The organism is Vibrio anguillarum, from assembly GCF_001989995.2.
GTDB lineage: Bacteria > Pseudomonadota > Gammaproteobacteria > Enterobacterales > Vibrionaceae > Vibrio > Vibrio anguillarum.
Window position 1 is genome coordinate 1 of sequence record NZ_JAHGUP010000180.1, and the last position, 8,445, is coordinate 8,445.

Below are 8,445 nucleotides of genomic sequence, written 5' to 3' on the forward strand. Positions count from 1 at the left end.
GGGTTTATGACGCGCTTACCACTATTCAGCAAACATTTATTCTTTGACACTCCATAAGCATAACTGTTTATGAAGCTTGCTTACCAACAACAAGTATTCAAAGAACGTCTGGGCTTTCAAACACCGGAGGAATGTTTTGTTCAATATTATAGTTAATCGTTGCACTTCAAACTTGATACTAAGCACCCACTCGATATAACCGCTCCTCTGAAAAACCTGTTGAATTTAAATCGGCCATTGATCGTCCTCACCATAGACATCCAGTGTTTTTTCTATAGCTTGGACAAAACCTGGTTTAAAAACTACTTCACCATTATTTAAGTCTTCAATTCTTCCATGCTGCCCAATAATTAGCCCCTTCAGTTTTAGGTAATTAGGTTCAATCGCAGACTTAAGAGCGTTGATTTCCGATCCTGTATAAATTACTTTTTCAGGTAACGCGACTGATTCTGAACTAGGAACGCCTTTGTTATACAATTGAATTGGCACTTCTGCATTGATCAAATCAGCTCTCAACCGGTTGACTTCAGCGAGTAGTTTGGACTTATCAGAGATCAAATCACGAACTAACCAACGTGCGGTTGAACTTTCAATATCGTCAACCCAACCATGCTCATTTCTCTTAGCAACAGGTAGCTTAGGCTTATCAATCGATTCAGCGTAGACTTTAATTAAGTCTTTATACAGATGACCTGTTTTGTTACGAATCGCACCGGTATTTGGACCTCCCTTGATAGTTGATATTGCCCCTATATTTGAAATCGAAAAATTTTTCTCACCTGATTGTAATTGCTCTAAACAAATTTCATTGATTAGCGCCAAACTCTTTTTTGATTTATTAGAGTTGGCTTTATTCAAGATTGCTTCATACGCTTCTCGAATATAATTCTTAGATGAGTTCATCAGTTTTAATCTCCAATTTAATCGATTTTTCTAGTAGTGCTTTGATATCCTCTGATAGTGGTACTAGATCTGAATCGTCTGAACTACCCAACAAGTCTAATGGAAGTTCACCATCAAGCACTCGATTAATATTCCCCCATCCGTTTAGGCGAGCCAGCATCAGTTGTGTTATCTGGTTCCCAACATGCAATTGCATTTCTTCACTAAGTTTAAAAAGCTGTGGTTGCATATTGTTATTTGATAGCATCTTATCCAGACTCTGGCTTCTTCGCGGAAGGGCAGTCGTTGCGTTCGCTGATAAGAATATCTCTGCATTTTCACATACTTCAGCCAGAGCTCTATGCTTTGAAACCTCGCTAATGCTTATAGACAGCTTAGGAGCGTTCATAATCATTGGAATTTTACTATCTATCGACGCTACTTTATTGAGAAGTTGCAAAGACTGATCAACCAGCCTAAATATTGATAGGAAGTCACATGAGAGCATATCTAAACGGATTTGCTCACTTTCAAGCAAATTATTTAGTCGTTTTTGTTTCATTTTGACATCAGGAGGAACAATTTTACTGCTATCTTCTAATAAGAAAATCTCCTCATCTAGCGCCTCTATTTCAGCATTAATATCGAGCATCTTGTTCGACACATACTGTTTTGCCTCCGAAATTTCATTACCTTTGATTATTAATCCCACAACAAATGGAGCTCCTGTAACAAAATGTCTGCAACGAAAGCAGTTCTGGCACCCTAAGTACCCAGAAGGAACGGGGTTATACTCAGTTTTCGTCTTTGAATTTTTAGTTTCTTCCCGCTCCAACCCACCGTCGGAGCACCTGGTCGATCCATATGGGCAAAGGCCATAATCGAAAAACTGGATAGAAGCTTTAGGCCACTCCGGATCATGCAAAGCGGAATATACAGGGATTAATAACTCATCTTTATGGTTGTGAATCCGATCCTCCATCAAGAGAGCATTTTTTTGATCTTGTGACCTTGCCAAAAGCCTTTTCTCACCAGCATCAAGTGTTTCAACTATGTCTAGGTGTTTGATTTTGGTGTAGTGCAAAGTCATGATTATTTGAGCATGACCTACGACCTTCATCAGAATATGTAAAGGGACTTCACCGTACAATACTAATGCTGTAATCAAACTCACACGCATCGTATGAGGAGTATATTTAGATGTGTAGCTTGAAGCAGATCTCTCTGCCAACGGAAAGTCAGGTTCTTGAATCTCATAGAGCACTTTAGCAAGTGCCCGCCCAAACACATTTTGCTTCATTGGCTGAAAAGTGCTTGTGTCTATATTACGATTTCCACCCGCCGGATTGCGAAATAAGAAACATTGGGTTCCGCGTTGCTTTAGCACTGAAATTGACGGCTTGTTTGTAGTAAAATCAACTTCAGTCCAACGTGTTGGTTCCTTAAGCGGATTGTATTTAGATTGCCAGTCTCTTAGTCTTATAATCCAAGGGATAGTGCACGTCGGAATGTAAGGTGAAACAAAAGGCTTTCCTGTTTTATTGGTGTTGGTGAACATTTCAATATTGTCGCCATTCTTATGCAGAACTCCGAGATTTGGCTTCTTTTGGCTGCCAGCAAGCGGGTTATCATTTTTTACCCACTCAAAGTCAGGAACAAGTTGTACTTTTTCATCCAAATTTATGGACTTATAACCTTTGTTAATAAGTTTGAATTCATCAGCTTCCCCCGAATCTAACCATAAAATCTGCTGACCTCGAGTAGGGAGGTTTAACAAGCAATAAAGGCCGATAGTTCGTACCGGAGACCACATTTGATATACAGTAACTTTCGAGGTGCGTTGCCCCTTTATTTGCTTGCTTTTTTCTATAACACGCCAAACACAGTCAGGATCTTTTCTATCTATAACTGACTCATCAACGTCATACCAATCAGAGATGTTGAGTTCGTGGCCTACAGTAAGTTGCCTAAAGTTTTCACACCTAACTTGTTCACCACCTTCCTCGACAAACTCAGGTATTAGGTGCGACCTCGCTTTAACAACATATTCATATGGTAGCTCTGGCTTGGCCGTTCCAGCTGCCGCGACTGAATCTGAAACAATGGAAACATTTAAGTAAGGGATACGATACAAGTTAAAACTTGGGACTGGAGTGCGCTCACCAGTGTCCTCATCTTCTAGGTAGAAAGCCTGTTCGAATACGTCTTTTAGAAAGCCAATAATCAAGTTTTTTTGACTATTATTCCGCTGACTTTCAGGCAGTGTATTGATGTAATCTTCCATGGATGGCTGTTCTTGCTTTCGCTCAAAAAAAGGTGCTACTGTATCTACTGCACCTATTTTTCGGATGAACGGTAGGGTGTATAGTAGATAGTGTACTAACCTTGTGCGATTCTGTTGCACACTGTATTTTAAACGCTCACAATAGCACTTAACTAAATCCGCCCATACTGGCAATCCAACGTCAATAAGTGGTTGATATTCAGTGGGTTCCCAAAAAATGTCTTTAGCATTTTTATATCCATCTATGGAATTTGGATGTACTTTTAATCTTGCGTGGCTCCTTGCGTGCCTTTTGTACTCAATCATATTTTTGATGCGATTGTCTTGGCAGTACAGCTTGACCTCAGCAAGGTTGAAGTATTCGATCGCTAGGAACTCTCTATAACTCTTAAATTTGTAGTACTTCGATGGGTCATAGGGCAATTGTTTGTTAACTAAAGCCAATTTTTTGTAATCGTCTCTGGACCACAAATTATTATCACTACAGAACTTTCTTGCCTCTTCCAATGAGTACTTTTTTAGAACCTCACGCCCATAAAAAGCATCCCAGCCCGGAAAATCTGTATAATACTTGTCCAAATTACTGTGAAGCAACGGATTTTGTTTGTAGTACTCTTGATATCCAAGCTTGGTTTTCTTTTCATCTGGTATGATTTTACAGGCGGAAGCTGATGCCTCCTGCCATGTAGCATAAAAATTTAAACCAACAAACTCACTCCAACTATTTAACCCATAGTATACAACTGCCTGTATAGGTAGCCTTTCATCTAAACCACAAATAGCTCTATATTCATCTTCTGTAATTTCAGCACTACCAAGCAACTTAATAGCACGAACTAGAGCAACCTCTCGAGAATAAAAATGTTTTCGACCTAAGTAAGACGGCCAATCAACTGGTTTATGGTATGTATAAAATGGATTGCTCGGTAACTTCGGATCGTTTTTGAAGTACTTCGCATATTGTGTTCTAGTTGGTTCAATAATCCCAAGTTCTTTGAAAATAACATCCGTTGCCACTTTTGCTTCTTCAAATGTTTGGTATTTATCAACAACTATTCCTCTACCAAGAAACTCAGAGTATGAGATAAAGTCGTCGTAGTATCGTCTAGGATTTGATGGGAGCCGAGGGTCGTTCCAATATTCTCTCACATAGTCATTTGAAGTAGGGTTAGTGATACCAAGCTCTTCAAACATACTAATTGCAGCAACGGATGCTTCTTTCACTGTGGGATACAGCTCAATAGGCTCAATACCAAAGAATTTTGCGAACGTAGTAAATTTACTATAATACTCCTCTGGCGCAGATGGTAACTTAGGGTCTTCTTTGTAGTGTTTTCTGTATAAAACTCTAGTTGGCTTTTCTATGCCAAGCTCTTCGAATAGTGCAATTATTGCAGTCGATGCTTCTTCTAGCGTTTTATATTTACCAATAGGCTCCTTTTTGCCAAGGTAATTTATCCATCTGAATTTCTTGAATACTTCTCGTGGGTCTGCGTGTAGCCTTGGATCTTTTTCGTAATGCTCTGTATACAGAGCCACCGTTGGCTCATTAATACCGAGTTTCTTAAAAAGCGCGGCTGCAGCAGCTTTGGCTTCTTTATAGGTTGGGTACTTCTCAACAGGTTTTCCTTTACCCAAATACTCATTCCATGTCTTGAAACTCTCATATCTACGAGGATCCGATGGGAGTCTAGGATCTTTTTTATAATTATCTTTATATAACTCATAGGTTGGAGTACTTATGCCAAGTTTCTTGAATAGGACAACATTGGCAGCTATTGCTTCTTCAATTGTTGAGTATTTCTGCACCATCTCCGCTTTGCCTGCATATGCTTGCCATGTGGTAAAGTCATCATAGCGGCGAGGATCTATCGGAAGCATAGGGTCTTTCTTATAATTTTTCTTGTATAGGTCAACAGTAGGAAAACGAATGCCTATACTTTTAAATAGCGCTATAGTGGCATCCGAAGCTTCTTTTAGTGTTTTATATCTCTGGCTCATAAAGCCCCCTTGAGTAGATTGAGTTTTTCTTTTGTTTCCATAAATGCTGAAATTTTGTTTTCTGCCTTATCCATTTCCGCGTTAATTTCTTCATGCGAGGGTAGAGCGTACTCTTCTTGAGAATGGATACTTCTATGGTGCATCACGGACTGAATGATATGGCTACTTAAGTTCATCTTTTTTAAGTCGTCCTTATATAAGTGACGTAAGCCGTGAGGTGTAGTCCCCTCACTTTTTGAACTTATTAGCCCAACTCTCTCTACAGCTCTTTTAAGGCCGTCTTCTATAGCTTTATAGGACAACGGGTTGCCGTCTTTGAGGTTTGAAAATGCAAAGGGATGAGATTGATTCTTAGGTGCTTGGTACTTCAAATATAACTGCCAATAAATCAAAAACATCTCAGCTGCTTGAGTATTATTAAAGTACGCAATCATGTAATTCTGATTTGGAATAAGCACAGGGTTTTTCCAGCCTGTATACAATGATTTGGGAGAGTTACGGTTGTTTCTTGGCAGCATGCCGTATTCTGTCATCAAATACTCAGCCCTTCGAGCATCGGGTCTGTTATATTTTTTGCGCCATTCATCAGGAGCGAAACCCTTATCAGGGTGATGAACTTTAACTAGTGGTATTTTCTTATCTTTGCTCATATCACTTTTAGCGGGATCTACGGTGATATCTACAACGTATATATTTGGAACCTCAGAAATTCTTAACCCCGCATATCGCATGAGCATAAAAACAAGTACCTTAGCTAAATCTAGGCGATTTTGAGGAGGGTCAGATATTTTTGAACCACAGATAATAAAACTATCCTCCACTTCCAATGATTTATCTCTTGGGAATGTATAAGTGACTTGCTTGTTTTTAGGCCCTTGATGTTTAGCTATAGCACGAACATGCCCTGCTTGTTCCCTGGCTTTGGAATCATCGTAAGTGTGCTTCAAAAATGAGTTGTTCTTTCTATGATGATACGCTGCGAGATTCAGCATTTTTTCATAGGGGGTTGCACTTCGTATAGGGTTGAGTAATGCAGATTCTTCTCCAGTTTCTACATATAACCAGTCAGAATACTCACTAATATATCTAATTAGTTTATTCGCGTGGTGTGGGCTACGCGGTTTCCAGCGCAATCCTATTGGGTCTGTTCCATCGACTTGAACGGTACCGTCATGGATTGCTACAGAAAATGCTTCAAACATTAGCCTAGGTGATCCATATACCCCTAATGTTGCTTGCCAATATTCTAGGAGTAGGCTCATGGCTAGAGCATTTTCGTGGTGCCAAGTTTTACCGCGACCGTTTTTTATTACCTGATATCGAAGAAAGGATTCAAGGATTGCACCGTTTAGAGAAACTACTCGAACCTTAATAGCTTTTAAGCCATCAATGGAAACCTGTCGGTTTCTACAAGTAATCGTAATTTTACCCATGTCATTGTCTCCTTTAATAATATTAAATATTATTTTATTAGGGGTATCTTTTTGTGGTGATTATTTAAGGTGAGTTCAGTATTTATGTCTAAACTCAACGAATGTAGTATAAATATCAAAAAAATATTACAGACTTTTAGGGGTATCTTTCATCTCGATTAAAATGATTTTCCCTAGTGCAGGTAGCATTACTGGATTAGCGGCGGGGGAAGAGCCCTTCATCGTACCGATGGCAATTCCGATGATCGCGGGTCCTTCTGTGATTGCGGCCTTGCTGCTTCTTTCGACTCAGCATCCTGACAAACTCCTCGAGCTGTCAGCCTCTGTACTGCTCGCGTGGGGCGCCACTTTCATCATTTTGATGTTCTACGGTTTCTTCCACAAAGTGCTGGGTGAACGTGGTTTAAAAGCGGTCGAGCGTTTGATGGGATTATTGCTAGTGATGATCTCAACGCAAATGTTCTTAAATGGCGTAAAAAGCTATATGGGGTTGTAATTTTCCGATAAAAAAGCCGCCTTTCGTGTGAACTTGAAGCGGCTTTTCCTATGTTGCTTTTTCTGTACCGTTAACTTACATCATGTGTTTACGGCGGATATCGAGCAGTGCGAAGACTCCAAATATCAGAATCGACCATTTTTCCCAACGGCTCATGCTGATCTTGTCACCAAACGCACCGATAAAAATCAGCATTTGCAGTCCGTGCATAATGAACAAAAATGCCGTCATAATATAAAGTGCAATCGCCGCTTTACCGGGGAATGGCATGAAAATATTCAGTAATAGAATCAACCAAACAAAAGCAATCGCCGCTTTTGCAAGTACCAGTAACACTCTCATTCCGAGCTCCTCTCAAATAGTCGATAACTGACTTGGCCTGCGTTTTTCTCACGGTGCAGACGCCAATTGGCAGGAATACCTTCTAGCGCCAACTCTTTTTCCGTCTCAATATAAATCAGCGCTTCATCGGCAAGCCAGCCATTTTGTTCTAAAAGCGAGACGGCTTCGCTTAATAAGCCTTGTCGAAAAGGCGGGTCGATGAACACCAGATGGTGAGGCGTCCCTTGCTGCTTGAGAAAGGCCAGCGCATCACTATTTATCGCTCGCAAGTTAGTTGCGTTGAGCGCAGCAATATTGTGTTCAAGCTGTTTGAATGCCGTCGGGTTGAGCTCAATCAGCGTCACGGCTTGTGCTTGCCTTGAGGCAGCTTCAAACCCAAGGCTGCCAGAGCCTGCAAATAAATCTAAGCAGTGTGCACCAGCGATCTCCTGTGCTAACCAGTTAAAAAGAGTTTCTTTGACGCGATCCGTTGTGGGACGCAGACCTTGGGCATCATGAACAGGCAGTTTGCGACCTCTCCATAAGCCACTAATAATGCGAACAAAGCCCGTTGAAGGCTTATTTTGTGATGAGTTTTGCTGGCGACGTCTTACCATAGATTTTTTGACCGCTAATAAAGTGATACTATACCCAATCTGCCAACCCGAAGCGGGTTTGGTATAGCCATTGAATTTCAATAATGACAAAGTTTACCAATCTAATTGGAAACTTTTCACTGCTTTGTCATTTTTCTTTTTCTTACGAGGGATAATCCTTCAAGAAAAAGGTCGTAGTTAGTTAGGTAGATCTAGGATATCCCCAGATGACGGAAAAAAAGAAACGTGGATTACTCTCTTGGCTCGGTTTTGGTGACGAAGAATCAAGTAAATCAACCAGCGAAACAGAACAAGTGCTTGAGCCATCTACGCTTGTCGAACCAGTTGATGCTGAGCAAGAACAAGAAACGACGGCAGTTGCTCAACCCATCGAAGAGCCACACACTGCGTTAGCAGAAGCAGAAGCAGAAG

The 8,445-nt window shown here is 40.5% G+C and carries 5 protein-coding genes and 2 pseudogenes; 2 read left to right on the forward strand and 5 right to left on the reverse strand.

The genetic code is table 11. The annotated features are described in order from the left end of the window. Positions 1 to 225: 225 nt before the first annotated feature. From gmtX to gmtY, 3 genes are read right to left on the reverse strand one after another with little or no spacing between them, the layout of a single operon-like run. Positions 226 to 903: a gamma-mobile-trio protein GmtX gene (gene gmtX, locus PL85_RS18215; protein WP_019281056.1), complete on the reverse strand. Its 678-nt coding sequence runs from the start codon at positions 901 to 903 to the stop codon at positions 226 to 228. Further along, positions 890 to 5,167 (reverse strand): VPA1269 family protein, encoded by a 4,278-nt coding sequence (locus PL85_RS18220; RefSeq protein ID WP_019281055.1) that lies wholly within the window; start codon positions 5,165 to 5,167, stop codon positions 890 to 892. The genes gmtX and PL85_RS18220 overlap by 14 nt, the downstream gene beginning before the upstream one ends. Next, positions 5,164 to 6,600 (reverse strand): gamma-mobile-trio recombinase GmtY, encoded by a 1,437-nt coding sequence (gene gmtY, locus PL85_RS18225; protein WP_019281054.1) that lies wholly within the window; start codon positions 6,598 to 6,600, stop codon positions 5,164 to 5,166. The genes PL85_RS18220 and gmtY overlap by 4 nt, the downstream gene beginning before the upstream one ends. Positions 6,601 to 6,751: 151 nt before the next feature. On the opposite strand from gmtY, the pseudogene PL85_RS18230 reads away from it, so the two are divergent. Next, positions 6,752 to 7,096, forward strand: a pseudogene (locus PL85_RS18230) (MarC family protein); the annotation flags it as partial. 75 nt (positions 7,097 to 7,171) lie between these two features. Here PL85_RS18230 and PL85_RS18235 read toward each other — a convergent pair. Together PL85_RS18235 and rsmD are read right to left on the reverse strand one after the other, a co-directional pair. Beyond that, positions 7,172 to 7,438, reverse strand: coding sequence for a DUF1145 domain-containing protein (locus tag PL85_RS18235; RefSeq protein ID WP_010316906.1), 267 nt, complete (start codon positions 7,436 to 7,438; stop codon positions 7,172 to 7,174). Beyond that, positions 7,435 to 8,034 (reverse strand): 16S rRNA (guanine(966)-N(2))-methyltransferase RsmD, encoded by a 600-nt coding sequence (gene rsmD, locus PL85_RS18240; protein WP_094500777.1) that lies wholly within the window; start codon positions 8,032 to 8,034, stop codon positions 7,435 to 7,437. The genes PL85_RS18235 and rsmD overlap by 4 nt, the downstream gene beginning before the upstream one ends. A 206-nt stretch (positions 8,035 to 8,240) precedes the next feature. Here rsmD and PL85_RS18245 point away from each other — a divergent pair. Beyond that, positions 8,241 to 8,445 (forward strand): annotated as a pseudogene (locus tag PL85_RS18245) (signal recognition particle-docking protein FtsY); the annotation flags it as partial.

What these genes read in the sequence shown, in the direction of transcription:
- gmtX (WP_019281056.1), bottom strand. Translation starts at nt 903, where the DNA reads ATGAACTCATCTAAGAATTATATTCGAGAAGCGTATGAAGCAATCTTG.
- PL85_RS18220 (WP_019281055.1), bottom strand. Translation starts at nt 5,167, where the DNA reads ATGAGCCAGAGATATAAAACACTAAAAGAAGCTTCGGATGCCACTATA.
- gmtY (WP_019281054.1), bottom strand. Translation starts at nt 6,600, where the DNA reads ATGGGTAAAATTACGATTACTTGTAGAAACCGACAGGTTTCCATTGAT.
- PL85_RS18235 (WP_010316906.1), bottom strand. Translation starts at nt 7,438, where the DNA reads ATGAGAGTGTTACTGGTACTTGCAAAAGCGGCGATTGCTTTTGTTTGG.
- rsmD (WP_094500777.1), bottom strand. Translation starts at nt 8,034, where the DNA reads ATGGTAAGACGTCGCCAGCAAAACTCATCACAAAATAAGCCTTCAACG.